Source organism: Gordonia sp. 34D, from assembly GCF_056682775.1.
In genome coordinates, this window is the sequence record NZ_CM155293.1 from 989,165 (window position 1) to 1,014,522 (window position 25,358).

Genomic DNA, 25,358 nt, shown 5'->3' on the forward strand with positions numbered 1-25,358 from the left:
CGGTCGCGGTTGGACGAAATCGCGAAGAAGGTGCCGGGTTCGACCGTGATTCAGCACGTCCCGCCGGGCGACGGCTGGCATCGCGTCGCATGGTCACAGCTGAGTTTCGCAGGTGGAACCGGAGTGACCCTCGAATGTGAATGCGACATTCAAGGCGTTCTCCGGCCGAAAGGCGGCTGGCATTCGATCCATGCCGACAAAAAACTGCGTCTACCGCACCATCGCAGCCTACCTGCGAGGACTCTCGCTGCGAAGCCCTGAACTGACACCGACACCCGAGACTCTACGGACACTTCTCGAACGTGCACTCGCTGGTGAGTGGCTGGGCCAGCAACACGGCAACCAGATGTGGGGGTCGAACCTGTACCTGCAGGCAGTCTCGGTCCTCCTCGACGCTCCGATGCCGTGGGATCTAGCGCAGCGCGCTGTTCGCGACCGCGTCATCGGCCTCGACGGCGCCTACTCGGACGTCCACGCCCGGTACGAAGTGTGCCGGACGGACCAATCCCTCCCCTATCGGGACAGCAGGATTGATCAGGCGGAAGATCGGAACCTCTGGGCCTGCCGACTGGACTGTGGCTGTTTGCAGGTGGCTTTCGCTGAGGTCCTGGGTACACAGGACGTACATGGGCTGGCTGGGCGGGGTGAGTAGAATTTGACTCTGAAGTGCGTGGAGGAGATTTCTGCGCGGCTGTGGGTCGAGCGTCATACGCTGCTAACATGAATCGCTCACGGTCCACTTCCCGCATCAGAAGTTCGTGGAACCTCAATGTCGGATGAGCGGACGGATAGAGCGCACCAAACCGAGGGGCGACTCACATGCTGTCAATGCTAGCCGCCGCCGCAGCGACCGCATCGATCTTCGCCGCTCTTATTGGAGCTGGGAAGTTCGTTGTCGCGACTTGGCACAAGACGATTGGTCTCCGCAGGAGTCAAACAAAATTGCTCGATCAACTAGCATGCGGTGTCTCAGCGCGCTTTATCGACGAACTTCTCGGTACCCCAAAGTTCGTTCATCGTCGAGAGCTAACCGATGAACGGCTCTACCGACTCCCTGGCGCATGGGTAGCAGTCGATATCCTCGAAGATTCCGTTATCGCATTCACGATAACGATCACAGAGCAACAACTTCGATATTCCACAGAGAATTTGACATTCGGAAACACTCAACTCACGCTAGGTCGGAGTAGGTTCGGAGAAGTCAGCTCAGAACTCATATCTCGCCGCAGCGGCCAACGCCGATGGATCGGCGCGAGGCGCTATGGCTACATCCAACACTTCTACTTCGGCAACCCGGGCGGATACCAGCATTACTGGCTGTCCTTCAACCAATGTGGTTACGGAATTTGGGACAACTTCGAAGGTGCTTATGAGTATGCCGATGGCACTTATGGGGAGTCGAGCGATAATGCGCCTAATGTTGCTATGTTGACAATCAATTCACTAACTGTACTTGGGCCAAGATGCCCGCCAACGCTTCTCGACGATTTTATGGCGAGGGAAGTCTTGGGCGCCGATGAGGACATTGTTCGACTCGATGTCTCGTTCGGTAGGTCGCGAAGGCCTTCACGACGCCGGATGAGAAATTACTTGAAAAGAATGATTGCGCGCCTTGTGTCGAAGAATTGAAATTCCTGCACCGTAGGTGCAAGAATGGGCGGCCATCGATTTAGGGACCTGTAGTTGCCGCCGCAGCCCCTGCCGCTGCAGCCGCGACAGCGCTCGTCAAGAATGCTCGACGCGACACGGCACGGGGTCGAGGCGCGGTCAAATCATCCCAGCGGTTCAATGGGACGACGAAGTCGCCAGCCGAGCAAGTCGCTGGCGTCACCGAATTCTGTCGGGCCCCACCTGTACAATTCAGACACGATGGACATCAACCGGATTATCTCCGCCTATCGTTTCGATCACCCGTGGCTCAGTGAGGCATTTGTTGAGGAGTCGCGTTCTCTGGCGGCCGGCGAGACGGCCCGTCGGCACCACTTCGTGCCGGAGTTCCACCTTCGCTACTGGGCGATCGACGGGGTGGTGAAGGCCGTCGATGTCGACACCGGGCGTGCAAAGCGTCCGCTTTCCACCAAGAGCGTCGCCTTCGAGCGTGACTTCTACACGGTCCCTGATGGCGCTGACTCCGCTGACACTTCACCGCTGTGGGTGGAGACCTACCTCTCACGCATCGAAAACTCTGCTGCCCGGCACATTGCCGACCTAAATGCAGGGCCGGCTGGCCCGGTCAGTACGCCCTCCGTCAAACGAGACTTGGCAGTGTTCCTTGGGCTACAGCATCGACGCACCGTGGACGCGCGCCGATGCTCTCTGGTCATCGCCAACGCTCCCGACTCGATCAAGCGGCCCATGCTCGAACGGATCATGCCAACCGCAACGCCACTCCAGATAGAGCAGTCAATGCAGAACCAATTGCCTGATCAAAAGGCTGGTGCGATCCGAATGATGATCGAGGACGTCCGAAACGTAACAGCTGGCATGTTGTTCGGGCGCCGATGGGCCATCTACGACACTGAGGACGATTTGGTGACTTGTGATGAGCCGGTGATCGCGATTGCGGGCCCCTGGTATCCACGAAACATCAACGTCGGCGTAGGCCTTAGCGGTGTCGTCGTCTACCCTCTCAGTCCGGAGCGAGTTCTGGTCATGTCACATCCGCGGCTGCAGCATCGCGGACGATGTCTGTTGGACCACGACGAGACTCACAATCTGAACCTCGAAATAGTCGCCAACGCAGCGAAAACGGCGTTCGAACGACCGAGCGATACCGTCGTCGAGTCTGCTGGCGTTCCAGCACGCCGACCAAGTACTGCCCCCGACTACACCGAGATGTCTGTTGACGACGCCATCGAGCTGATGCGGCGGCTAGCCACACCGCGGAATCGGTGGGCGTACCACGACAACCCGCCGCCGTGGCCGGTGCCACGCTGGTTCGAATGATCCAACGAGGCACCTGATCGCGGTCCGCGTACCTGGACGATGGTCTGGCGGCGCCGATCATGGCGCCGCTCTTTGTTGGCTACGGTTGCTGATCTGCCGTACCGAGAATCGGGCTTCGACACTGTCGAAAGGTGTCCCGTTGTTCGACACCGCTTCAGGCTGCGGGTCGTGGAACTCGCGTCGTCGGCGACACCTCGTAGCTTCATGCTGCGACGAACGTTCGCCACCACATTCGACGCGATCGCGGGAGCTTGGCTGTTACTCGGAATGGCGAGTCGCAGGTCACGGTGCCGACCCCCGCCCCTCCCCCGGCTCGTTCACAGTGTGGGTGAAACTGTTGGTCGAATTGCCAAACTGTAGTTTGGTGCCCGTGATTTGCCAGTTCCCGTGCGGACGGATGCAACTTCGGCGGCCCGGATATCCACAACGGGCCGATCGGAATGGTCGTCGAGTTCAATTGAGTCACCGGGTGGTGTTTGCGCTCGCGCTGGCGACCAATCGGCGCCCCACTCTTGAGCTTGCGTCGCGGTAGCGCAGTTACTCGCCTCCGCCTAATAACGTCACAGTGACGTATCGGTGATACTGGGATTGACACTGCGATGCATGCAGGTTCGAGGCCATGCGTCCAACCCTGCTTCGACTTCGCTTTGTCGAATGCGCTTGAGTCCCGGAGTCTGTTGAGCGAGGTAGCTGAATCCCAGGCGCTCGTAGTACGGGCCGTTCCAAGGAACCTCACGATAGGTTGTCAGCGTTAGTACCGGAAGATTCTGTTGACAGGCCCAATCGGAACAGGCTTCGATCAGGGATCGACCAATCCGATGGCCACGGAATTTTGGATCGACAGAGACTTGTTCGACATGTCCGCAACCGTCGACGACGTCGGCAATTAAGTAGCCCACGACCGTTTGGGTGTTGTCGACGGCCACTCACGAGCGACAGGCCACCAGGTATTCGCGCAGACTCTCCGGCGGGATGGGGTCGTCGCCCGCGACGAGGTCCATACCGAGGTCTTTGAATGCTGATCCAGCGGCGATCTCAATCGTCTGGGTGGATATTTCCTCGACCAAGCTGCTGGGATTCGGTGTCGGTGCCTTCTCTGCAGTAATGCCGCAAGCAATCCTCGCGGTGACTCCGCCCGACCAGACTGCAGCCTCGATGATCGTCAATCAGGTCGTGCGTTCCGTTGGATTCCCCGTTGGCAGCGCTGTTAGCCGCCTGATCCTGGCTGCGCACACCGCAGTGGGTGCCTTCGCTCCCGCAGAGTCGGGCTACTCCACCGCAGCATGGACTGCAGGTAGCCAAATGTGGCCGCACAGATCGATGCTACCCGCGGGAATTATCGAGCAAACAAGATGGTTCTAGACCGCAAAGGGCTGTCGCGTTCGCTTGGTTGACGTCGCCGTGACGCAGACAGCAAGTGAGAACCCTAGGAGAGAACGATGAGTGCACCGCAGGACTGGAACTCTCAGATTGTTAACGAATTCCGGGCAAATGACGGCCGAGTCGGCGGCAATTTCGAAGGTGCCCCAATGGTTTTGGTCCATCATCAGGGTCGCAAAAGCGGCAAGCAGAATGTCTCCCCGATGATGTATTTGGCCGATGAAAGCGATCCTTCCACCGTCTACGTGTTTGCGTCGAAAGGCGGCGCGCCGTCCAATCCCGGTTGGTACTACAACCTGACGACCGCGGGTAAAGCCACCATCGAGATCGGAACCGAAACCCACGAGGTGACAGTCACCGAGATCACCGGCGATTCCCGCGACCGAATCTTTGCCGAACAGGCGCGGCGCTACCCAGGTTTCGCCGATTACGAGAAGAAGACTGACGGCATTCGGACGATCCCAGTGCTCGCGCTCAGCTATGAGCGGTAGGCAATTTTCGGGTTAACTGCCCCGCGGCCGTTGAGACGGCCCGATGCCGCAGCAGCCCTCCCCTACCTCCAGTGGCCGCCGTCGGTTTCGCGAAGACATGCGTCCGATCGGCTTACCGTCGAGGTATCGGCCGCCTGAGTGGTGGTGTTGGCCCCGAAATGCCCGTCGCTCGCTATGAGCGACGGGCATCTCGGCATCGCGTCAGTGTCCTGTCAATTTCTTCTTGACGGATTCGGCGCCTTCCTTTACTTTGTCGGCGGCCTCGGAGATCTTCTGCTTGGCGGTGGCTTCACTTCGGTCGGCCTGCCCGTCGCGCTTTAGATTGTCGTCGTTGGTGGCTGCGCCAGCGGCTTCCTTAGCTCGCCCCTTCAGTTCCTCGGCTTTATTCTGGGCGCTGTCGGAAAAGCTCATTGGTTCCTCCCGGTATGAATTCGGTTTGAATCTTGTCTGCTTGGTTGGCGCGGCGAACAGTGTGCAAGGCGGCGCGGTGATTCGTTTATCGAGAAGGCCCGTTTTCGGTTTCTGCTCCGCGTCACCGACGCCGATTGAGTCACTGCCTGGGGAATCGGATCATGATCTACCGCCTGTCCGGCAGGCGATCACGATCGCCCGTAGTCCCTGCGTCGTGTAACCGGCCAATTTTGGGGTACCCAGTTTCAGTGCAATGAAACATCGAGCGAGCCGTCCCCTGACCGCGTAGCCAATGCCAAGCATCGGGATCATGGCCATAAGGAACCTCGAAGAATTCGTGCTCGAAGTTCTGGCAGGGCGTAGCCTTGGGGAACTCAGTTCAACCACGAACCGAGTTCGATGCCCCGAGGATGCGTATAACGCATGGGCCTTCATATCACCGCACAGCTGGGACGACGAGTACGTACCCGCTCCTAGGGCGGTCGGCGGTAGAAGGAGTTCGAAGATGGACGATAACGAATACGGCTACGTAGGCGACCTACTTGCAGAGCGGGCCGAGTTAGCGGCTGAACAGCCAGTTCGCCGGGACGCCCTCCGCACCGAGGCAATAGTTGCGTGTATGCCACTGGCTAAGCACATCGCGCAACGCTACTCGGGACGAGGTGAGAGCCATGAAGAACTACTCCAGGTGGCCTGTCTGGGACTTGTCCAGGCGGTCGATAGGTTCGACCCGTTGCGGGGCTCGGCGTTTCTCTCGTTTGCCGTGCCAACCATCACGGGCGAGCTTCGCAAGCATTTCCGAGACCGCACGACCACGGTGCGGACACCGCGCCGAGCTAAGGAATTGGCTTTGCGACTCGGTAACGCGGAAGAGCAACTGACGCAATGCCTTGGCAGGTCCCCTTCCCGAGCAGAGCTCGCGGCAGATCTTGGCGTGGACGTCCGTGAGATCGACGAGGCGCGCCTCGTAGGGGCGGCATCAACGACCGTGCCGCTGGATGCTCCAGCGCGAGGGTACGACGACACGGCCACGATTGATCTGCTCGGTCGAGAAGACCCCGGATTCGATCTGGTTGAGGACACCCTCGAGCTCAATCCCGCCCTCGCGACTTTGCCCACCCGCGAACGTCGTATTCTGGCGCTCCGCTACTTTGAAGACCTGTCGCAGAGCGCCATCGCGAAGCGGACAGGAATGTCGCAGATGCATGTTTCGCGCCTACTCCGGCAGTCGATAGCACAACTGAAGTGCCAACTGGTCTCGGCCTGATCGGACGCCGCTGCGTGCGTCGCTGCGACGAGAACGGCCGGGCCGGCCGTTCCAACGACATCGCGATCAGCGAACCGCCGCTGCGGCACCCGCCTCGGTGGACTCCGACGAGTGCGGGAGGTGACCGCGTGGATCTTCTAGGTGAGCCCTCAGGAACCACTGGAACTGTTCGAGGTCGCCTGTCTGACCGATCAAAATGTCCTCCGTGACCGGGTCGATCTTTCCTGCGGTGTCGATCGTGGCGCGGTGGGAAGCGATGACGCCGTCGTACACGATGTCGAGAGCCGCCAAATGGGCCTCGACCGTGTCTCGGCCCAGGCTGTAGTCATCCCAGGTCCGGTCCCGCTCGATGGCGCTCGGTGTACCGGACGGTGCCCCACCGAGTGCGGCGATGCGTTCTGCGAGAACGTCGGCGAAGCCTCGCACCGTCTCGACCTGGGGATCGATCATCTGGTGGACACCGATGAAATTGGGCCCCACGACGTTCCAATGGACGTGCTTAAGCGTCAAGTGGAGGTCGTTCAGTGCGCTGAGTCGGATCTGTAGCAGTTCGATCAATCGGTCCGCGTCGTGCTGTTCGATGATTGTCCTGTGGGTGGGCATGCTTGGCTCCTTCGTGTAGTGCGGCCACTTGCGGTGCGCGTGGGTCTACGCAGCGACTCGATCAGGCGTCGCGGTGCGTGAGAGAAGTCGGCGACGGGGCGACGACCGCCCCGTGGGACGGATCGTCGGCCGTGCCCGGATCCGAGGGTTCGCGTCGATTCGGACCGGTGCGGGCCGCTGAGGTCAGGCCAGCGGGATCGGTGTGAAAGGTGACCTCGCCGGTGTCGGTGTCGACTCGCGCCGTAAGCGGTACGGCGAGGATTGAGCCGTCGGCGACGAGTACGGTCATGCGTGACTGATCGATCTTGATCTCGCTCGAATCGATGTGTGCCATGAAGTCCTCCTGAGACATTGTCGTTCCACACGGGTGGTGCAGGTCATCGCAACAGGTCGGGACGGCCGTGGTTACGTTCGTAGGTCACGGCCTCTTCCTCGGTGACCTCAGGGATGAGGGGATCGTGCTGAGGTCGGTCGTGGGCTGGATGTCTTGTCAGCGTGACGCGAACGGCCGCGATGAATCCCAGGCCGATCACGCTGCACGCTATGGTCGCGACAACCCAAGGGGTCAATGCTGAGTCGAACGCGGCTGCGGCCAGGGTGATGCCGACCAAGGCCACCGCAGCCAACAGGAAACCGTAGCCCACCAGGCCAGCGATCTTGAGCCGGCGCAGGCTGTGCTCGGCTGCGTGCGCGTGGACCGGGTCGTGTGGAACCGAGTCGCCGGATCCGGGTGTCTGATCGGTGCTCATGACGGACTCCCCGGCGGTATGGAGATGAGGTGCGCGGCGTCATTAGCGCTTCCGCAGATGTCAGATGTGGCCATGAGGGCCCTCCCTTCTGCTCCGTTAGGTTCGTTGACAGGTCAAACTCGAATGGATGCTTCTGCACCACGACTAGTCGGGTACCCGACGGCATACTTATGAAACAATGCGCTGCTGAAGGGCGTTTTCTTCAAGTCAGTCGCGTCGACGCCGTAGAATTCGACGATGGCTGGCGTCGCACAGCGGCGGCGTAGTGCTTAATCCGCAGGCGCAAATCGCGACCTGAAAACGGTCGCAATGAAGTGTCGTTCCGTCCGATCGTTCGACGTCCACGGGACCTTCCACGAGGATCGGCCCTTTCGCAACAACGCGCACTCGTCTCGCTCCGTTCTTAGCGCTCATGACGCCCACCTCGCTGACTGTCCGCAGTGCGGTCGGCGCGAATGACCACGATGGACTCAAGGTCGGTCGTCGGATCGAGAAGGCCGGCGTCTACGAGCTCTTTTCGGCGCGACCGCAGAACTGGACCGAAGGCGATCGCGCGCTCACGAACCACACTCGCACGCAAGCCAGCAGCGCGCAGAGCCGTGACCGTCTGATCGCCGCCGGCGAGCGCGGACTGCACGATGAAGGCGGCACCCCGATCGGCGAGTAGGCCGGGGATCAGCGCGCACACCACGTCGAGCACATCCCGTCCATCGGGACCCGCATTCCAAGCGTGATTCGGTCCGGGAGCCGACAATTCAGTTCCCGGTGGCGTGGGGACATAAGGAGGATTGCAAGTGATCAGGTCAAAGGTCTGGCCCGCGATGTCTGCGAGGTCGGCACAGACGACGTCCAATATGACTCCGGCAGTGGCGGCGGCCTGACTAGTGGCGGCGATCGCCCGGGGGCAAGAATCGACGGCGGTAACAGCGGCTCCGCCGAGTGCCGCGCTTACCGCAACCGCACCCGAACCGGAGCACAGATCCACTGTCCGCGCGCCACGCAGGTCGATGTCGCGGAGTGCGTCAATCAGCAGAGATGTGTCGTCCTGCGGACGGTAGACCAGCCCGTTGCGGTCCTCGTCTACGGGATCGGCGGAACGGTGTGGGGCCAGCGTGGACTTTTCCATAATCGGGGCCTCCTGCCCTCGGTACGAGACGGCGACGATCGTGCGCCTCTCGCGTGGTGCTGTCACGGATTACCCAAACGGGCGTGCCATCAAACCTCAGTGCCGTCGCCCGCGGCAGGAGTCCCGCAGTCGGCGGATGTTTGAGTTGGTGCGAGGCGGGGTATTCGGAGCTCTAACTGAGGAAAGCTAGGTGAAGTAGGTGTCCCCACAACAAGTCGCCTCGTTGCGCGTAGCGCAGGCAAAGCTGCCCGCCCCGCGTGGACCGGTGTCCGAGCGCCTGATCGACGTGATCCGCGCGAAGTCCGGCAGCGCGCTGACTCGGGTTGAAGTCCCCGATGATCTCGACCCTTGGGGCGAGGACGCTCAACTGTCGTTGACCTTGTGCCAGGAGTTGCACTACCGCGGATGGTCGGACGCCGGCCGGGACTGCGAATGGGATCCGGTGGTGATTGACGTACGTATCCGCATCGAAGATCTGTTCCTTGCGGCCATCAAAGGTCAGATCTCGCCGCCGTTGTCTGAGGCTGGCACCGCCGACGCCGAGCTTGGGGAACTGGCCCGCATGGTGCCGACGGGTGCTTCCGACCAACTTGCACGACACGGCACCGAAGATGAGTTTCGCGACTACTTCACGGCCCGGTCGATTTATCACTTGAAGGAGGCGGACCCGCACGCTTGGGCGATTCCCCGGCTGCGAGGTGCATCGAAGGCTGCGTTCGTCGCGGTCGAATTCGACGAGTACGGCGCAGGTCGTGCCGACCGCGTCCATCAGGAACTGTTTGGCGACCTCTTGTTATCAATGCAACTCGACGACAGCTACCTCGGCTACCTGGATGTCGCGCCGGCTGAGGTCCTAGCACCGGTAAACCTGATGTCGTGCTTTGGGCTTCGCCGGTCGCTACGTGGTGCGACCATCGGTCATTTCGCTGCCACCGAGATGACCTCTCCCCTCGGCTCGGCCCGCTTGGTAGCTGGCTTGGAGCGCATCGGCGCACCAGAGGAGGCCCGGCATTTCTACCGTGAGCACGTCGAGGCCGACGCAGTCCACGAGCAAGTGATGCGCGACCAGGTCGTCGCGCCACTGGTGGCCGACGAACCGTGGCTTGAGGCGGATGTGTTGTTCGGCATCGGTGCCCTTCAAGTGGTCGAAGAACGGCTCGATGCTGCCTTCCTTGATGCCTGGGGGGCGGGTAGATCTGTGATGGGACCGCAGCGGTGATTTCGACGGTGTTGTCACCGTCGCTGGACACGTGTTTCGCGAACCCGATTGGCTTAGAGTCGAGGTATCGCCAGGTGTGACTGTCCGTCGATGTCGAGAGGTTTCGCCATGTGTCAATACTGCGGTTGCCGCGATATGCCACTGCTCCGCGATTACACGGCCGAGCACGAAGAGGCGGTCAACCTCGCCGGCGATGCGGTTCGAGCGCTCGACGCCGGAGATCACCGCCGTGCCGCGGAACTTGCCGCTGAGCTGGCGGCGGTACTGCAGTCGCATTGGCACGGTGAGGAAGACGGGCTCTTTGCACAGCTCCTCATTAGTGGAGACGAGTTCGCACCGTACATCGATCCACTGGTCGTTGAGCATCGCGAACTCGACGATTTTCTACGCTCGATGGACCTGGCCGAATCGGCCGATCAGAAACGGTTTCGCCAAGAAGTGTTCGACCTCCATGAGCACATCGCCAAGGAAGAGGATGCCTTGTTCCCCGCGTCGGTAACCACGCTCGACGGGCACCAGTGGGACGCCGCGATGACCGCCTGGCGAAACGCTCATCCGGGTCGTGACCTGCTCAAATCTTGACCCCTCCCCTCCTGTAGCGTGATCATGCCGAACCGCGGAGGTCGCACTCACCTCAATGACAGGAGACGCCGAGTGGCTCGCAGACGCGATCGTGCGCGCTGGACGCTCGCCGACGCACCCGACCAGACGGGGCGCGTCGCAATCGTGACCGGAGCCAACTCGGGCATCGGATTCGAAACGGCGCGGGGACTCGCGCGACTCGGAGCGACGGTCATCATGGCCTGCCGCACGGCGAGTACCGCCAATGCTGCTCGCGAGGAGATCCTCGACGAATTGCCCGATGCCGACATCGTCGTCGTGCCGCTCGATCTCGCAGATCCGGAGTCAATCCGACGTTGCGCCGACGGTATCAACGCCGCAAACTCGACTATTGACATCATCGTGGCGAATGCCGGTTACATCCCGACCGAAGTGATCACGAACGCCGATGGGCTCGAACAGTGCTTCGCGGCAATCGTCCTCGGGCACTATGCCCTAATCGGACGGCTCAGTGACAGCCTGCTCCGAGCTCCGGCCGCGCGGGTGGTGACCGTCGGTAGCCTCGCCCATCGCTCGAGGACCATCCATCCCGAAAACCTCGGACTCGGCACCACACGCAGGCCAATGCAGGCATACGCCGAAGCCAAATTCGCTCAGCTGATTTTTGCGGCCGAACTCGATCGCCGATTCACCGCAATCGGGTCGGCGGCCATCTCACTCGCCGCGCACCCCGGGGCCGCGCGGACAGGCGTCATGCGCGAACGAAATACCTTCGTCCAGCGTGCGTACCACAGCAAACTGACCTGGCCGCTGCTGCGCCTGTTCGTCAACGACGCCGCGACCGGAGCCCTTCCCGCGCTGCGAGCTGCCACCGATCCAGCAGCCGTGGGCTCAGAGTACTTCGGCCCGTCAGGTCCGTTCCAGTTCACAGGGTCCCCGGTGTTGGTCACCGGCAGCGACGCTGTCCACGACGCGGTCGTTGGTCAACACCTATGGGCACTTGCCGAGAAACGCACCGGTATCGCCTACCCGTAACAGTCGCGGACGTCAACGACGTTCGACGCGACCCCACACACGGCCACACGGGTATTAAGAAAAACTGACTACCCTGGGACGTGTGACCGCCGAAGCAAACTCCCCCACCCAAACCAGCACCGCGATCGTCGGTTTTGAGAACTCATTCGCCGAGGCGCTCGCACCGATGACGGTGTCGTGGCAAGGCGCGGAGGTCCCCGACCCAAAGCTTCTCGTGCTGAATCAGCATCTCGCGGAAGCACTCGAGTTGGACGCTTCGATCTTGCGCACCGACGACGGCATCGCACTCCTTTCCGGTGCTGCGAGCCCCGCCGATGCGACGCCCGTGGCGACCGCCTACGCAGGTCACCAGTTCGGTGGCTACGCGCCCATCCTCGGTGACGGGCGGGCCCTGCTGCTTGGCGAACTCATCGACGTCGACGGCAATCGGGTGGATCTGCAGTTGAAGGGCTCCGGGCGTACACCGTTTTCGCGGGGTGGTGACGGCTTCGCTGTTGTTGGTCCAATGCTGCGCGAGTACCTTGTGAGCGAAGCGATGAATGCGCTCGGTATCCCCACCACCAGATCGCTGTCGGTTGTGGCCACCGGGCGCAACGTCCAGCGGAGCGGCGCCGAACCGGGAGCGGTGCTGGCGCGAGTCGCTGCCAGCCACCTGCGGGTCGGAACGTTCGAACTTGCCGCACGCCATCGGGATCTGCTGCAGCCCCTCGCCGACTATGCGATCAATCGGCACTACCCCGAGCTCACCAGCTTGGCGGAGACCGGTACAGACAATCGGTACCTGGCATTCCTGGAGGCGGTCGTCGAGCGGCAGGCGGCACTGGTGGCGCAGTGGATGCTCGTCGGATTTGTCCACGGCGTGATGAACACCGACAACACCACCATTTCCGGGGAGACCATCGACTATGGGCCCTGTGCCTTCATCGATGCCTACGACCCCGATGCCTTGTTCAGTTCCATCGACCACGGTGGCCGATACCGACTTGGGAACCAGCCAAGCGTGTTGAAGTGGAACTTGGCACGATTTGCCGAGTCGATCCTGACGCTGTTGTCCCCCGACCCCGATACGGCAATCGCAGCAGCGACCGCCACGCTCAACACCTTCGACGAACTCTACGATGCGCGTCTCACCGCTGGGTTGGCCGCCAAACTTGGCGTTGCTGACATCGCCTTTGACCGCGCTCTCCTCGACGACTTGCTGACCCTGATGCACGACCACCGCGCTGATTGGACGGGGACCTTCCGTGCACTGGCCGACGAGCTCCGCGGTAACCCCGACTCTCTTGACGTCTTGATCCCTCGGGAAGCGACTAGGTCGTGGGTGAGCCGATGGCGGGCAGCGCTGGGTAGCTGTGCTTTGGACGAGCAGCAGACCGCCGCGCGAATGGACGGAGTTAACCCCGCATACATTCCGCGAAATCACCTGCTCGATGAGGCGCTCCGAGCTGCCACTGACGGCGACCTGGCTCCGTTCCTACGCCTACTCGACGCGGTCACCCATCCCTTTGTCAGCCGCCCGGAATGGATCGATCTCGTGGATCCGGCGCCGGATTCCTTCAGTGCGGGCTTCCAGACCTTCTGCGGCACGTGACGAGCGTGGCGGGGCGACACCACCGGCAATTGCGGTTTACTTCAGCGCCCGCTTGACGAAGGTCGCCGCAGCCGCTTCCGCCGCGTACACGGAACCGATGTGGTCGGCGTCGACCACGCGGAAGTCGGGGTGGGTGCCCGCCAAGTTGAGGTCCGCGACCAGCTTGAGCGTCAACGGGATCGGTACCACCAGGTCCTTGGCTCCTTGTACCAGCATGATTGGCTTTGTGTACCCGGTCGTGGGGATCCCGAGATAGTCCCGCAGCGCGTTGATGACCACGGGGTCGGCGAGCGAGCGGGAAAGCATTTCCGCGACTGAATGCCCGGCTGAGAGCTTCGCGAACTCGGCGTACGACATCCGCGGTGCGGCGTCGACGAGTCGTCGACCCAACGGCGTCAAATAGGCATTCACGTCGAGGTCGCGCCGGGAATCGCGCAGACCGGCGATGGCGAAAGTCATGAAATTCGTCAAACCTGCGAAGATCCCTGCCGGCGGAAACCAGGGTCCGCCGAGTGGTGCGAGCGTCTCGATGTTCGACGGCACTCCCTGCGCGACGGCACCACGGTAGTCCAGTTCCGGTGCGTAATTGTCAACCAGGTTGGCGGTGCACATCGCCGCTTGCCCACCTTGAGAAAGCCCCACGACCACCCAGCGGTCCGCGAGCGCGTTGGAGAGATTATGTGCGGCCCGGACCGAATCAATGACCGTTCGAGCGACCACTCGACAATTCAAGTACGGGGCGATGCCGGGCGAACCCATGCCGATATAGTCCGGGGCGGCCACCGCGTAGCCGCGCTTGAGCCAGCCATCCACGTAGGCACTGGTTGCGGGGTGTTCACCGGTGCGCGACGGTGCGTCGAAGTCGGAGTCGCCTACCGTGCCGTGAGCCCACACCACCACGGGCCAACCGCCCGTGGGCGGCGTTCCTGCAGGCTGATACAATACCCCCGTGCTCGGGGTGAGCCCGTGCGGCCCCTTCGTTTGATACGTCATTTTTTGAGCGCTGGCCGCGGACGGCAACGACAAGTTTGCTAGTAAAGGCGAGCTTTCCAGGAGGGTCCCGGGGGCGGCAGGCTTCGCGTGGGCTGACGGACTCAAAGCGGGGAACGCGATAGTCGGAACCGCCAGAGCAAGACTCGCCGCGAGAATGGACAGAACGCGGGCGCCACTTCGTGGATTCATGGCAGAAATCTAGTTCATCGTCGCGATCCGGTGCGACGTTTAGCGAGCTTTGCCCATTATTGTGGTGCCAGCCCGGCTCCGGCATCTTTCACCGTGGCGAGAAGGCGGCGGGTCAGCGCATTGAGCCGGTCTCCTGGTAGCGCTGGTGGAGGCTAAAGGCCTCACCCAGCAGGTGCGGAGTCTGCCCGGCATCAGGTAGTGCCTCCGCGCGGGCAAAGTAGTCGTCGAGCAGTGGCTTGTAGTCCGGGTGCGCGCAATTGTCGATGATCGCGCGGGCGCGGCGTCGAGGCGACAGGCCGCGAAGGTCGGCGAGTCCCTGCTCTGTGACGATCACCTGCGTGTCGTGCTCTGAATGGTCGACGTGCGGTGACATGGGGACGATCGCCGAGATCGAACCACCGCGTGCGGTGGACGGACTCAAGAACATCGAGACGTAGCCGTTGCGGGCGAAGTCACCGGAGCCGCCGATGCCATTCATGATCTTGGTTCCCATGACGTGAGTCGAGTTCACGTTGCCGTAGATATCTGCCTCGAGCATCCCGTTCATCGCGATCACGCCGAGACGACGGACCACCTCGGGATGATTGCTGATCTCCTGCGGCCGCAACGTGATGTGGTTGCGGTACGTATCGATGTTCGCGACGAATTCCTCCAACCCGGCTTCGCTGAGCGCGAGCGAAGTTGACGACGCATGTGCGACGGTGCCGTCCTTGATGAGGGCGAGCATGCTGTCTTGAAGAACCTCCGAGTAGCAAGTCAGGTTCTTGTAGCCGCCTCGGTCGAGGCCGCCGAGTACAGCGTTGGCGACGTTGCCGATGCCAGCCTGCAGCGGTAGGAGCGTGTCGGCCGGCAGTCGTCCGGCGCGCACTTCGTAGGCGAAGAAGTCGAGGACGTGCCCGGCAATGGCTTCGCTAACGGCGTCTGGCATTGTTAGTTCGCTTGCCGCGTCACGGGCGTGGGTTTCGACGACCGCTACGACCTTGGCTGGGTCCACCCGGTAGGTGGTCTGGCCGATGCGGTCATCGACACGGGTGATTTGGATGGGCTTGCGATTCGGTGGGAGCGCAGTGCCGTAGTAGACGTCGTGAATACCCTCCAGTTCGGCGGGCACCCACGAGTTCACCTCGAGGATGATTTTATCGGCGACGTCGAGCCACGTCTTGTTATTACCGATGGATGCCGAGGGGATCAGTTCGCCCGACTCGGTGATGCCCGCGACTTCGACAATCGCAACGTTGACGTGGCCGTAGTACCCCTGCCACACCTGCTGCGCGACGTGCGAGAGGTGGATGTCGACGTATTCCATCTGGCCGCGGTTGATCCGCTGACGTGCGGTGGGCTCCGACTGATACGGCATCCGCAACCCAATGCCTTCGACCTCGGACAGCATGCGTTCCGTCGAGGCAGACACCGACGCGCCGGTCAGGAGGTTGATGGTGAAGTCGGATCCGCCAGCACGGGCGTCCCGGATGCGATCTGCGAGCGCCGGAATGGTGTCCTTGGGGGTGCCGCCGCTGGCGAAGCCACTGATGGCGACCGTGTCGCCGGGATTGATAAATCGCACCGCGTCTGCAGCGGAGGTGACGCGCTGCGCAAAGGTAGCGTTGCGGATGCGATTGGCAATTCGGGATTCGCCCGAAGACGTGCTCATGGACTTCCATCATAGGCGTCGAGCCTCAGCGAACTTTAAGTGATCGGCGATACGCGGGGAATGGAGTGTGGTACGGATTCGACGACCGTGCCGATATCGGTACCACCACAACTGATTTCGGTTCGGTACTCGCGCTGGGCCGGTAGGGAATGGCAACGGCCTCGACCTGAACTCGCAGCGATCACTCTTTGGCGGTCGGGATCTTGGCCCGAAGGTGTTTTCCAGGTTGTCACCGGTGCGGGTGAAACCGGGGCTGCGGTGGTGCGGTTGTACGGTCACCTCGGACTCCACGTCGTCGATGGATCGGCGATCTCCGCCAACCTCGGTGCCAATCCCGCGCTGACGATCACCGCGCAAGCAGAGCGGGCGATGTCGTTCTGGCCAAACAAGGGTGAGACCGACCTTCGGCCGCCGTTGGGAAACACGTATCAGCGGCTGCAGCCCTCGCGCCGAAATGCCCCGTAGTCCCCGACGGCGCGCTCGGCGTCCTACGACTGCCGATCGAACCGGCCTGAGGACCTTCCTAACCGGATCCCACGTAACGATTGGACCGTTACCTCAAGCACCTCGAAGACTTCCAGAACGCCGATGGCACCGCCCCCGACCGGCAGCTTGTCGCCAGTGAACAGCAACGAGTTGTCGACGCCGTCAATTCCATGCAGACGCAAGCTTCGGCCTGTGCGCGCGATGCCGCCAAGTGCACCTTCACCAACTTTGATAGCGGTGCATTCACCAAGCCCGTTCTCAAGCCGCCGGCCCCCGATGCGCCGCCGGACCGCTAGTGACAGTACCGATGTGGGATACCGAGGAGATGGCCAACGATGGTGACACGGTGACCTTCGCCACCGGTGACGTGTTCGAACCGGGAGCAGAGTCGATTGGCCTGCATCTCAACGTGATCCGTGTCCCCGCCGTCGATCGGGGGGATCCCGGCGGCATCGTCCTGAGCCAGGATCCGTCAGCAGGTTCTCAAGTGCCACGGGGCACCACCGTCACCATTCGGGTCACTATTCCCGATTCGTGATCGCTTCCGGCGGTGCCTCCCGTTCGGGGGCTCCCAACGCTGACGGCCACCAGACCCGCCGTCCAATCTGAAGCGTCAGGGCGGGCACGAGGGCTGAACGGACCAGGATGGTGTCGATCAGGACGCCGACCGCCACCAGGAACGCAACCTGTGCCAGGAAGATCAGCGGTATCACAGCAAGCGCGGAGAAGGTAGCAGCCAGAACAATGCCCGCGGAAGTGATGACACTTCCCGTGACCGCGAGGCCGCGACGAACCCCTTCCCTGGTGCCGTGCCGTTTGGCTTCCTCGCGGACTCGCGTCATGAGGAAGATGTTGTAATCCACGCCAAGCGCCACTAGGAAGACGAACGCGAAAAGCGGGACTGTTGGGTCCGCCCCCGGGAAGTGGAAGACGTGGTTGAAGACCAATGCTCCGATGCCGAGTGTGGCGGCGAACGACAGGACCACGGTCAGCAAGAGCAGGACCGGCGCGACGATAGCTCGCAGCAACAAAATCAAGACAATCAACACCACAAGCAAAACCAGCGGGATCACGATGTTGCGGTCGCGGGCCGCGGTGTCCTGGGTGTCGATCTGCGTGGCCGTGGTTCCGCCAACAACCGCATCGGCACCCGGGATTGCATGGACGGTCGTGCGGATCTGTCGGACAGTGTCCTCCGAGGCATCGGAGTCGGCCGCGGTCTCCAGCGTTGCCTGGATGGCAACCCGACCGTCGATGATCTTGGCTGGTCCGGATCCGGGCCACCCCTGAGACACGTTGGCCACACCGGGGACCTGCTGGACTTGGTCGACGACCGCCGGTGCGGCGTCGACCTTGGCGAAGATCTGGACCGGTGATCCCGAACCGCCAGGGAAGTGCTCGCTGAGCATTTCCTGCGCGTCGGCCGAATCGACATGGGTGAGGAAGACCTGCGATTGCGGGATCCCCGACGCCTTGAATTGCGGGGCAAATCCCGCGAACACCGCCAAACCGAGGGCCGTGATGACCCACACCTTTGTGTGATGCTTGTCGACCTTGTTGGCGATCGTCCACCAGATGCCCTTGGCATCGTCCTCGGCATCTTCCACGCTGCGTCCGGTGATGACCGGACGCATTGGCCAAAACGCGGTGCGCCCGGTCAGTGCGAGGACGGCAGGCAGAAATGTCAGCGAGGCAACAAGTGCCGACACGATGCCGATTGCCGCGATCGGTCCGAGACTCCGGTTGGAATTCAGTTCGGAGAACATCAGGCATAGAACGCCGAGAACGACGGTGCCCGCCGAGGCGGTGATCGGCGCAACCGTGGCCCGCCAGGCGCGAATTACCGCTGGAACCCGCTGCCCATCCAGGTGGAGCTCTTCTCGATAGCGGGAAACAAACAGCAATGCGTAGTCGGTCGCGGCACCCATTACCAAAATAAAGAGGATCCCCTGACTTTGGCCGTTGAGCGTCAGAACATTGGCCTTGGCGAGGAGGTAGACGATGGCCCCGGCCCCGGCCAGCGCAAACAACGCAGAGAGAAGCACAAAGATCGGCAGGAGCGGGCTGCGGTACACGATGACGAGAATGATGAACACGATTGACGCGGCGACGATGAGCAGCAGACCGTCGATCCCGGCGAATGCTTCGCCGAGGTCGGCTGCCTGACCCGCGGGTCCACCAACCTTCACCTGTAGGTCGGCCGGTGCGGTGTCACTGATGTGCTCCCGCAGGGTCGATATTTCCTCACTGATGTCGGTGGTCGGCACAGGCACAATGAGTTGAAGTGCCCGACCGTCGGCAGACGGAATCGGTGGAGGCCCGGGTTCGCCGCCGCGAAAGGTCGTCGACGACCACGCCTGAAGCGACTGCAGATACTCCGCCGCTGCGGGGCCCGCGGGCTGGTCGTCGTCGCGAGCAGCTACGACCACTGCGGGCACCGTTTCCGAGTCGGCGAACTGCTTCTGCAACTCTGCCGCCCGGGTCGATTCGGCACTCGACGGCAGATACGACGTTTCCGAGTTCGACTGCACGCTTGCCAGCTGACCGATCAGCGGTCCGCCAACGCCACCGATCAACAGCCAACCGATGATGACCAAAGCCGGAAGCAACTGACGGGTCCAGCGTGCGGTCTTGGACGTGCTCATGCGAGCTCCCCCGATCGGAAACGGATGCACTCAGCTGACGAGGAATTCATCGGTGGTCGGACCTCTCTACGGGCGACATAGCAACGGCGGGCCTACTTGACACTCTCACGCGCGGCTCAATTCTGTCGGACGATGCCGCGTGCGTCGTCGCACGGTGGTTCGTAGCGCTCGCGAATCCGGATGGGCCAGCGGTCGAAAATTCCTCCACGAGAAGAAAGTTCGAAGCAATCGAGTGTTGGCACCAACCCGACGTTGGACGTCGATAGGGTCGAAGTGTGGAGTCACCGGAAGTATCGACGCAACACCCAGAAGTAAAAATCGATTCGGGCATCGTCCGCGGGCGGTGGCGCCCGACGACCGGAGGGCGAGGCGCAAAGCAATCGGCGGCGTTCCTCGGGATTCCGTTTGCCGAGCCGCCGATCGGTGAACTTCGCTTTGCGGCACCGGAACCGAAAGCTCCGTGGGACGGCGTCCTCGACGCGTCCAGATACGGCGCGACCGCACAGCGGGCCACCGACGGCGTCGTGCTAATCCCGGAACCATCGATTCCGGGCGATTCGACGCTGAACGTCAACGTCTTCACGCCTGATCTCAACCCAGCAGAGACATTGCCGGTGATGGTGTGGATTCACGGCGGCGGCTTCTTCGCCGGATCGCCGGCAAGCCCCTGGTACGACGGCCGAAACTTCAACCGCGATGGCATCGTCACCGTCACCATCTCCTACCGCCTCGGCTTCGACGGCTTCGGATGGATCGATGGTGCGCCGGCGAACCGTGGTGTCCGCGACTGGCTGCTGGCGCTGGAATGGGTTCAACGAAACGTCGCGGCATTTGGCGGTGACCCATCGCGCGTCACGATCGCCGGCCAATCCGCTGGAGGCGGCGCCGTCATGACACTGCTCGGGATGGAAGCCGCGCAACACCTTTTCCATGGTGTCTACGCGATGTCGGGGTTTGTGGCCGAAGGGCAAATCAGCCGAGCCGAGGAATTCGGCCGGTCGATGGCCGAGCGCGCGAAGGTCGCACCGACCCTCGCTGGCTGGCGCAGCGTGACCGAACAGCACGTGCTCGAGCTGCAGAAAAAGGCCACTTCCATGAGCTTCGGCATGCTGCGGGCGACGCTCGAGGAAGGTCCACCCGTCGGCCCGGTCATTGATGGCGAACTCCTGCACCGGCCAGCAACCGAATCATTCCGGCTTGGCATCGGGGCCGACAAGCCACTTGTTCTCGGAACCACGGACGACGAGTTCACCATGGTCGCATCGAGTCCGATGGTCTCGAACATTCTGCGACTGGTTCCGACCAGCACGATCCTGAAACTCCTTGCGGTACCGACCCAGGCGCGTCAGCGATATCTCGACGCGAACCGTGATGTCGTCGCCAACGGTAAGGGCAGGCTTGTCGGTCGGATCCTGTCCGACCGCATGTTCCGCGTGTCGGTTCCGCAGATCGTCGACGCCCGCGGTGAGGCGCCGACGTGGACCTTCCGGTTCTCATGGCCGTCCGGACACTTCGGTTTCGCCGGGCACTGCCTCGACGTGCCCTTCTTCTTCGACGTTCTCGACGGACCATCGCTGGGTCCGCTTGCGGGCCCCAACCCGCCGCAGTCCCTGGCCGACGCCGTGCACGAGGCCGCGGCAGCGTTCATCAGCGAGGGCGATCCAGGCTGGCCTCGAGAACAGCCAACGGCGTCGATCTCGCGGGTCTACGACATTCCCATCCGCGACCAAGCCGACGCCTATGCCTCCGTCCGTCCGCTTCTGCCCTGATCAATTCGCTCGCACAAGAGTCCGTGAAGGAGTCCGCCATGCCGAAGACAGTTCAAGAACTTCTCGATGCGCTGACCGTCGAAGAGAAGGCATCGCTCACCAGCGGCGCCGACTTTTGGACCACGAAGGCTATTGAGCGCCTTGGTATTTCATCGGTGATGTTGACGGACGGGCCGCACGGACTGCGGAAGCAGGCGGGGGCGGCAGATCACCTCGGGATCAACGACAGTGTTCCGGCCACCTGCTTCCCTCCCGCAGTTGCGCTGGGCTCTACGTTTGATGCCGAGCTCGCTGAGCGGATGGGGCAGGCCATCGGTACCGAGGCGGCCATCGAAGACGTTGCCGTTGTATTGGGACCCGGCATCAATATCAAGCGATCGCCGTTGTGCGGCCGCAACTTTGAATACGTCTCCGAAGATCCCATCGTGGCCGGGCACATTGGTGCCGCTCTCGTTCGCGGCATCGAGTCCGTCGGTGTGGGTACCTCGTTGAAGCATTTCGCGGCGAACAACCAGGAAACTGACCGCATGCGGGTGTCGGCCGACATCGACCCTCGCCCATTGCACGAGATCTATTTGCGCGCATTCGAGCACATCGTCACTGAGACCCAACCGTGGACCGTGATGTGTTCCTACAACCGCATCAATGGCGTGTACGCCTCCCAAGATCCGTGGCTGCTGACCGACACGCTACGTACGGCGTGGGGTTTCGAGGGCTTGGTCGTCTCGGACTGGGGCGCGGTCAGCGACCGTGTCGCTGCACTGGCCGCCGGACTCGACCTGGAAATGCCGTACAGCGGTGGGGCCGCCGACGCGGCAGTCGTAGCCGCGGTTGCCGACGGCTCGCTGTCTTCCGAAGCACTCGATCTCGCCGTGACACGGATAGTGCAACTGGTTGCCAAGGCCGCACAGCGGCCTGCCGTTGCCGGACCTCTCGACGTCGATGCTCATCACGCATTGGCACGAGAAGTTGCTGGACGGAGCATTGTGTTGCTGAAGAACGACGGGCTACTCCCCCTCGCCCCCGACGCGTCGGTAGCGGTGATCGGCGAGTTTGCTCGAAGCCCGCGTTTCCAGGGCGGCGGATCGTCGCACATCAACCCGACGCGGGTTGACTCGGTACTCGATGCCTTGGTGGCCGTGTGCGGCGATCGCGCCCGGTTTGCTCCCGGTTTTGCTTTCGACGGTAGTGACGGTGAGACGCTGCGGTCGGAAGCCGTCGAATTGGCCGCTCAGCAGGATGTTGTTGTGTTGTGCGTCGGACTGCCGGATGCCGATGAGTCGGAAGGCTTCGACCGTACCCACATCAATCTCCCCGTTGGGCAGTTGGAATTGATCGACGCTGTACGGAAAGCCAACCCGAACGTCGTGGTGGTGCTGTCGAACGGTTCCGTCGTCGCACTGCCTTTCCGTGATCACATTCCAGCGATTGCCGAGACTTGGCTACTCGGCCAGGCTGGCGGCAGCGCGACGGTCGATGTGTTGACTGGTGCGGTGAACCCGTCCGGCCGACTCACCGAGACCATCCCGCTCCGACTTGAGGACACGGCCTCGTACGGAAACTTCCCCGGTGCCGTTGGCCATGTGCGGTATGGCGAAGGGATTCACGTCGGCTACCGCTGGTACGACAACCGCGGCTTCGACGTCGCGTACCCGTTTGGGCACGGGCTGTCGTACACGGAATTTAGCTATGGTCAGGCATCGGTCAACACGGACGCCAACGGCGACCTCATCGTGACGGTGCCACTCACCAACACCGGTGATCGTGACGGCCGCGAAGTGGTCCAGGTTTACACCGCCTTGGACAATTCCGTGGTTGAGCGTGCACCACGTGAGTTGAAGGCATTCGCGTCCGTGGCGGTCGCTGCTGGCCAGTCACGAGAAGCGACCATCACTGTTCGTCGCAAAGACCTCGCCTACTGGGACGTTCGCGCGGACGCTTTCGTCGTCGAGGGCGGCGAGTACCGACTGGAGGTGGGAGCCTCCAGTCGCGACATTCGCTCCACCACGACAATCGCGGTGACCGGTGATGAGTTGCACCTGCCGCTGACGATGGAATCGTCGTTCGGCGAAGTGCTGGCACATCCCGTCGCGGGCCCGGTGGTCCAGGCCAGTCTCGAAGCTCTCGCGGGCGCGGGCGGCGGCCTGCTGACCGACGAGGCGATGAGCGCACTCCTCGGGTCGTTCCCCATCGGTCGACTAATTAATTTCCCGGGTGTGGACATTGAGACCGGGCAAATTGAGGCACTGATAAAGATGACGAATTCGACCGCTTAACGGTGTGGCGTCAACGTCACGCTTCCGATTACGGTACCTCCGAGGTATGCCGGTCCTTTGTATCCTCCGTGGCCGTCGCTATTGAGAATCACGCGGTGGCCGGGAAAGAGGTCGACGAAGCCGCCCCTGGCTGTTGGGTGAATTGGGTAGTGGCCGATCAGGACCAGGTCGTGGCCGCTGACATGTGCTGTACGCTGCAGCAATACCACATTGCCCGTCAACGTTGTTGACGTATAGGTTCCGGGCTGGACATCGGCTGAAGCTTGACCGGCGACGCCGAATAGCGCGGCGGCGCCTACTGCGACGGAGATCGCGGCAGTTCGGGTAATAGCCCGAATAGTGCGTTTTTTCATGATCCTTCCTATCGGCTCGGGATTTAAATCTTACTCCCGTGCTAATGGATCTGCGATGATAAATTTCCAACGCGAATAATGTATGAATGGCGCGTTTTGTGATTGTCAATCGCTCTATTTGTGCCAATTGGCAGTCATTGTTGCCTGGCGTTTTGGTGGCTCTTCGGTTCTGAGAGTGCGTAGGTGAGGTTCGGGACGAGCGCGGGCGACCACAAGATGTAGGCGGGTCCTGGGTGTGATCATGGAAGTTCCTACACACCCTTGACGCACACCACAGGACCCATGGCTGAGCTTACTTCCGATGTTGCCGACACGATCTGCCGAACCGTCGAGTTGGGCGTGACGATCACCGGTGCGGCCGTCGGCGCCGATGACCGGACCCATGTTTTCTGCGAGGTCCTCGACCCCGATCGACGATGCCCGGACTGCAACATTGCGGGTCAACTACGAGATCGGGTCGAGCGGGTCCTGACTGACACTCCTGTCGTCGGCTATCCAGTCCTCCTGCACGTGATGGTTCCGCGGTTCGTGTGCCACACCAGCGACTGCTCGAGGTCGGTCTTTCGCGCGAGGATCGACCACATCGCCAGGGCTCGAGCAGTGGTCACGACCAGGACCGAACGCTGGATTTTGCAGCGCATCGTGGTCGACAAGATGAGCGTGGCCGCCGTCGCCGCGAACCTCGCGATCTCGTGGAGCACGGTCAACCAGATCGCTACAGACGCCGCTCGCGCCTTGGTCTACGACGGCGACCACCTCGACGGGGTCCGGTGCCTCGGTGTGGACGAGCACAAATGGAAACACGTTCGCGGACAAGGGGAACCGAGTTTCGTCACGGTCCTGATCGACCTGACTCCGGTCATCGACGGGACCGGCCCGGCACGCCTGCTCGACATGATCGGCGGCCGCTCCAAACACGTCCTCAAACAGTGGATGGCCGCCCGGGACCAGCAGTTCCGGGATCGGATCAAGGTCGTGGCGATGGACGGATTCACCGGCTACAAGAGCGCCACCGCCGAGGAACTCCCCGCGGCCCGGGTGGTGATGGATCCGTTCCACGTTGTCCATCTGGCCGCAAGCAAACTCGACTTGTGTCGGCAACGGATCCAGCAGCAGGTATGCGGACACCGGGGCCGCAAGGACGACCCGCTGTACAAGATCCGCCGGATTCTGCACACCCGCACCGAACTGCTCACCGACAAACAGAAGATCCGCCTGTTCGAGTCGCTGACCAGTCACCACGACCATGTCGCTGTCGAGATCACCCACCAGATCTACCAGCAGCTGATCGCCGCTTACGAACACCCGCAGCGCCGCGAGGGAAAGAAACTCATGTACAAGATCCTGCGCCGTATCCGCACCGGACTGCCGGCAGGCCTGCAAGAGTTGGCCCAACTCGGACGAAGCCTGTGGTCCCGGCGCGCCGACATCCTCGCCTACTTCGACGTCGGCGTCTCCAACGGGCCAGTCGAAGCCATCAACGGACGCCTCGAACACCTCCGCGGCATCGCGCAAGGCTTCCGCAACCTCGACCACTACATCTTGCGGTCACTACTGCACTCGGGTCAGCTCACCGAACGAGTCAACGCACTCTGAAATACGAAGAGCCGTTTTGGT

Annotated in this window: 26 protein-coding genes and 1 pseudogene; 15 read left to right on the forward strand and 12 right to left on the reverse strand. The window is 62.1% G+C overall.

Annotated elements, in window-relative coordinates; all coding sequences use genetic code 11:
• The first annotated feature begins 190 nt into the window (after positions 1–190).
• From AC1L34_RS04535 to AC1L34_RS04545, 3 genes are all read left to right on the forward strand, one after another.
• Entirely contained in the window at positions 191–652 is a 462-nt protein-coding gene (locus AC1L34_RS04535; RefSeq protein ID WP_480035148.1) for a hypothetical protein, read from the forward strand.
• Between the two features lie 176 nt (positions 653–828).
• On the forward strand, positions 829–1,629 hold the full coding sequence (locus tag AC1L34_RS04540; RefSeq protein WP_480035308.1) for an ETEC_3214 domain-containing protein: 801 nt from the start codon (positions 829–831) through the stop codon (positions 1,627–1,629).
• A 240-nt stretch (positions 1,630–1,869) separates the two neighbouring features.
• Entirely contained in the window at positions 1,870–2,946 is a 1,077-nt protein-coding gene (locus AC1L34_RS04545; RefSeq protein WP_480035149.1) for a DUF4238 domain-containing protein, read from the forward strand.
• 560 nt (positions 2,947–3,506) lie between these two features.
• On the opposite strand, the gene AC1L34_RS04550 is transcribed toward AC1L34_RS04545, so the two are convergent.
• Both AC1L34_RS04550 and AC1L34_RS04555 read right to left on the reverse strand, forming a co-directional pair.
• Complete coding sequence (locus AC1L34_RS04550) at positions 3,507–3,872, reverse strand: GNAT family N-acetyltransferase (protein WP_424322495.1); 366 nt, start codon at positions 3,870–3,872, stop codon at positions 3,507–3,509.
• On the reverse strand, positions 3,873–4,112 hold the full coding sequence (locus tag AC1L34_RS04555) for a hypothetical protein (protein WP_424322494.1): 240 nt from the start codon (positions 4,110–4,112) through the stop codon (positions 3,873–3,875).
• A 273-nt stretch (positions 4,113–4,385) separates the two neighbouring features.
• Between AC1L34_RS04555 and AC1L34_RS04560 the strand changes: the two genes are divergently transcribed.
• Positions 4,386–4,817 carry a nitroreductase/quinone reductase family protein gene (locus tag AC1L34_RS04560; protein WP_424325680.1) on the forward strand — a complete coding sequence of 144 codons (432 nt, stop codon included), beginning with the start codon at positions 4,386–4,388 and terminating at the stop codon, positions 4,815–4,817.
• A 201-nt stretch (positions 4,818–5,018) separates the two neighbouring features.
• Here AC1L34_RS04560 and AC1L34_RS04565 read toward each other — a convergent pair whose 3' ends face one another.
• Positions 5,019–5,228 carry a CsbD family protein gene (locus tag AC1L34_RS04565; RefSeq protein ID WP_424322492.1) on the reverse strand — a complete coding sequence of 70 codons (210 nt, stop codon included), beginning with the start codon at positions 5,226–5,228 and terminating at the stop codon, positions 5,019–5,021.
• A gap of 505 nt (positions 5,229–5,733) precedes the next feature.
• Here AC1L34_RS04565 and AC1L34_RS04570 point away from each other — a divergent pair.
• Positions 5,734–6,495 (forward strand): SigB/SigF/SigG family RNA polymerase sigma factor, encoded by a 762-nt coding sequence (locus tag AC1L34_RS04570; RefSeq protein ID WP_424322491.1) that lies wholly within the window; start codon positions 5,734–5,736, stop codon positions 6,493–6,495.
• 66 nt (positions 6,496–6,561) lie between these two features.
• On the opposite strand, the gene AC1L34_RS04575 is transcribed toward AC1L34_RS04570, so the two are convergent.
• The 5 genes from AC1L34_RS04575 to AC1L34_RS04595 form a co-directional block, all read right to left on the reverse strand.
• Positions 6,562–7,098: a Dps family protein gene (locus tag AC1L34_RS04575; protein ID WP_424322490.1), complete on the reverse strand. Its 537-nt coding sequence runs from the start codon at positions 7,096–7,098 to the stop codon at positions 6,562–6,564.
• 61 nt (positions 7,099–7,159) lie between these two features.
• Positions 7,160–7,432, reverse strand: coding sequence for a hypothetical protein (locus tag AC1L34_RS04580; RefSeq protein ID WP_424325681.1), 273 nt, complete (start codon positions 7,430–7,432; stop codon positions 7,160–7,162).
• Between the two features lie 43 nt (positions 7,433–7,475).
• A complete protein-coding gene (locus AC1L34_RS04585) occupies positions 7,476–7,847 on the reverse strand; it encodes a hypothetical protein (RefSeq protein WP_424322488.1) in 372 nt (123 codons plus the stop codon).
• 207 nt (positions 7,848–8,054) lie between these two features.
• Complete coding sequence (locus tag AC1L34_RS04590) at positions 8,055–8,261, reverse strand: CDGSH iron-sulfur domain-containing protein (protein ID WP_424295958.1); 207 nt, start codon at positions 8,259–8,261, stop codon at positions 8,055–8,057.
• Entirely contained in the window at positions 8,251–8,973 is a 723-nt protein-coding gene (locus tag AC1L34_RS04595; RefSeq protein WP_424325123.1) for a HemK2/MTQ2 family protein methyltransferase, read from the reverse strand. The genes AC1L34_RS04590 and AC1L34_RS04595 overlap by 11 nt, the downstream gene beginning before the upstream one ends.
• A gap of 199 nt (positions 8,974–9,172) precedes the next feature.
• Between AC1L34_RS04595 and AC1L34_RS04600 the strand changes: the two genes are divergently transcribed.
• The 4 genes from AC1L34_RS04600 (at position 9,173) to AC1L34_RS04615 (ending at position 13,379) form a co-directional block, all read left to right on the forward strand.
• Positions 9,173–10,192, forward strand: coding sequence for an iron-containing redox enzyme family protein (locus AC1L34_RS04600; protein WP_424295954.1), 1,020 nt, complete (start codon positions 9,173–9,175; stop codon positions 10,190–10,192).
• 108 nt (positions 10,193–10,300) lie between these two features.
• Positions 10,301–10,774, forward strand: a complete 474-nt coding sequence (locus AC1L34_RS04605) for a hemerythrin domain-containing protein (protein ID WP_424295952.1) — start codon at positions 10,301–10,303, stop codon at positions 10,772–10,774.
• Between the two features lie 72 nt (positions 10,775–10,846).
• A complete protein-coding gene (locus AC1L34_RS04610; protein ID WP_424322484.1) occupies positions 10,847–11,788 on the forward strand; it encodes an oxidoreductase in 942 nt (313 codons plus the stop codon).
• 82 nt (positions 11,789–11,870) lie between these two features.
• Positions 11,871–13,379: a protein adenylyltransferase SelO gene (locus AC1L34_RS04615; protein WP_424295948.1), complete on the forward strand. Its 1,509-nt coding sequence runs from the start codon at positions 11,871–11,873 to the stop codon at positions 13,377–13,379.
• Between the two features lie 36 nt (positions 13,380–13,415).
• Here AC1L34_RS04615 and AC1L34_RS04620 read toward each other — a convergent pair whose 3' ends face one another.
• Together AC1L34_RS04620 and AC1L34_RS04625 are read right to left on the reverse strand one after the other, a co-directional pair.
• On the reverse strand, positions 13,416–14,321 hold the full coding sequence (locus tag AC1L34_RS04620) for an alpha/beta fold hydrolase (RefSeq protein ID WP_480035150.1): 906 nt from the start codon (positions 14,319–14,321) through the stop codon (positions 13,416–13,418).
• A 352-nt stretch (positions 14,322–14,673) separates the two neighbouring features.
• On the reverse strand, positions 14,674–16,212 hold the full coding sequence (locus AC1L34_RS04625) for an acetyl-CoA hydrolase/transferase family protein (protein WP_424295945.1): 1,539 nt from the start codon (positions 16,210–16,212) through the stop codon (positions 14,674–14,676).
• 264 nt (positions 16,213–16,476) lie between these two features.
• Here AC1L34_RS04625 and AC1L34_RS04630 point away from each other — a divergent pair.
• The 3 genes and pseudogenes from AC1L34_RS04630 to AC1L34_RS04640 form a co-directional block, all read left to right on the forward strand.
• Positions 16,477–16,727 (forward strand): annotated as a pseudogene (locus AC1L34_RS04630) (cholesterol oxidase); the annotation flags it as partial.
• Between the two features lie 30 nt (positions 16,728–16,757).
• Positions 16,758–16,994, forward strand: a complete 237-nt coding sequence (locus AC1L34_RS04635) for a hypothetical protein (RefSeq protein ID WP_424295944.1) — start codon at positions 16,758–16,760, stop codon at positions 16,992–16,994.
• Positions 16,995–17,023: 29 nt separating this feature from the next.
• The gene (locus AC1L34_RS04640; RefSeq protein WP_480035151.1) at positions 17,024–17,236 is read left to right on the forward strand and encodes a PASTA domain-containing protein; all 213 of its coding nucleotides are present in this window, start codon (positions 17,024–17,026) and stop codon (positions 17,234–17,236) included.
• On the opposite strand, the gene AC1L34_RS04645 is transcribed toward AC1L34_RS04640, so the two are convergent.
• Complete coding sequence (locus AC1L34_RS04645; protein ID WP_480035152.1) at positions 17,220–19,343, reverse strand: MMPL family transporter; 2,124 nt, start codon at positions 19,341–19,343, stop codon at positions 17,220–17,222. The two genes, AC1L34_RS04640 and AC1L34_RS04645, sit on opposite strands and share 17 nt — an antisense overlap.
• 275 nt (positions 19,344–19,618) lie before the next feature.
• Here AC1L34_RS04645 and AC1L34_RS04650 point away from each other — a divergent pair, with 275 nt between their 5' ends.
• Positions 19,619–21,112: a carboxylesterase/lipase family protein gene (locus AC1L34_RS04650; RefSeq protein ID WP_424295941.1), complete on the forward strand. Its 1,494-nt coding sequence runs from the start codon at positions 19,619–19,621 to the stop codon at positions 21,110–21,112.
• Positions 21,113–21,150: 38 nt separating this feature from the next.
• Positions 21,151–23,388 (forward strand): glycoside hydrolase family 3 C-terminal domain-containing protein, encoded by a 2,238-nt coding sequence (locus tag AC1L34_RS04655; protein ID WP_480035153.1) that lies wholly within the window; start codon positions 21,151–21,153, stop codon positions 23,386–23,388.
• Here AC1L34_RS04655 and AC1L34_RS04660 read toward each other — a convergent pair.
• Complete coding sequence (locus AC1L34_RS04660; RefSeq protein WP_424322481.1) at positions 23,385–23,741, reverse strand: hypothetical protein; 357 nt, start codon at positions 23,739–23,741, stop codon at positions 23,385–23,387. The two genes, AC1L34_RS04655 and AC1L34_RS04660, sit on opposite strands and share 4 nt — an antisense overlap.
• A gap of 282 nt (positions 23,742–24,023) precedes the next feature.
• Here AC1L34_RS04660 and AC1L34_RS04665 point away from each other — a divergent pair, with 282 nt between their 5' ends.
• Positions 24,024–25,337: an ISL3 family transposase gene (locus AC1L34_RS04665; RefSeq protein ID WP_424322573.1), complete on the forward strand. Its 1,314-nt coding sequence runs from the start codon at positions 24,024–24,026 to the stop codon at positions 25,335–25,337.
• Positions 25,338–25,358: the final 21 nt, after the last annotated feature.